The following is a 1,672-nucleotide window of genomic DNA, read 5'->3' on the forward strand; positions in this document are numbered from 1 at the left end:
ATAAGAATAAATTGTATATCGGAAAATCACTTTTGACAGGATCGCCGACATTGGATGGTATGTTGCATGATTTTCGGATCTACCGTGTTCCGTTGAGTAAAAACCAGCTTACGGGGATTTATACCAATTCACAACGTGGAGTAAGTAATCGTGCTGTAAATGTAACTAAGGTAGAGGATAACCTGCCTGAATTTCCATTGACGCAAGCGCAACTCTATAATGCATACTTGCTTGCTGTCCCGGATGTGCAGGTGGAAACGGCATTGGGAGATTTGCCACGTTTGCCAAGCTATGTACCGGGCACATATAAAGAGGGGGTGATCGGTCCCAAAGTACGGGTATTATGGCCTTCGCCAGCGGATAACAGTACCGTCCTGGAAGCCGGACGTTATACCATTACGGGCCGTGTTCCGGGAACAGCGATACAGCCTAAAGCAATCGTGACCATAAAGGCAGGCAAGACCGCTGCCGCACCAAAGTTGAAGCTGGAAGCTTTTGATCTTAGTCAGGTTTCCCTGCAAGCTGACGCGCAAAATCAAGAAACAAAATTTATTGAAAATCGGAATAAGTTTATCAAGACTTTGGCGGCTACTGATCCTAACTCTTTTCTCTACATGTTTCGCGATGCATTTGGACAACCACAACCGCAGGGCGCTAAACCGCTGGGGGTATGGGATAGTCAGGATACCAAACTTAGAGGTCATGCGACGGGTCATTATCTGACTGCGATCGCACAGGCTTATGCGAGTACCGGATATGATAAAACATTGCAAGCTAATTTTGCCGGGAAAATGACCTATATGGTCAATACGCTGTATGATCTGGCTCAATTGTCGGGTAAACCGCAACAGGCAGGCGCTGCGTCCGTAGCTGACCCGACCGCCATCCCCTATGGTCCCGGTAAATCAACCTATGACTCGGATCTGAGCCGCGAAGGAATCCGCACGGATTATTGGAATTGGGGCGTGGGCTATATTAGCGCTTATCCACCGGATCAATTTATTATGTTGGAAAAAGGGGCGAAATATGGGGGACAGAAAACACAGGTTTGGGCGCCCTATTATACTTTACATAAAATTTTGTCCGGCTTAATTGATATCTATGAAGTGAGCGGCAATGAAAAGGCGCTTCAGGTTGCCACAGGTATGGCAGACTGGGTGCATGCGCGGCTTAGTCAGCTGCCAAAGGAAACGCTGATACAGGTGTGGAATACGTATATTGCCGGTGAATTTGGAGGAATGAATGAGACATTGGCACATCTTTACCGCATCACCCATAAGGAGCATTATCTGAAAACCGCGCAATTTTTTGACAATATCGATATGTTCTTTGGTAATGCGCAGCATGCACATGGATTGGCTAAGAATGTCGATACTTTTCGTGGATTGCATGCCAATCAGCATATTCCACAGATTGTGGGAAGTATCGAGCTATATCAGGTTTCCAATCTGCCGGAATACTACCGGGTGGCCGACAACTTTTGGTACAAAGCTGTAAATGATTACATGTACAGTATAGGCGGGGTTGCGGGCGCGCGCAATCCGGCCAATGCGGAAGTTTTTACAGCAGAACCGGCCACCTTATATAAAAATGGTTTTTCCGAAGGTGGACAGAATGAAACCTGTGCAACTTACAATATGCTGAAATTAACAAGCAACTTGTTTCTTTTTGA

Annotated in this window: 1 protein-coding gene; it reads left to right on the plus strand. The window is 46.3% G+C overall.

What is annotated here, in order from left to right; all coding sequences use genetic code 11:
• A partial coding sequence (locus VN105_RS17050) for a beta-L-arabinofuranosidase domain-containing protein (RefSeq protein WP_325642734.1) occupies window positions 1–1,672 on the plus strand: 1,672 nt, incomplete at both ends.

This window comes from Chitinophaga sp. (assembly GCF_035564935.1).
Lineage (GTDB): Bacteria > Bacteroidota > Bacteroidia > Chitinophagales > Chitinophagaceae > Chitinophaga.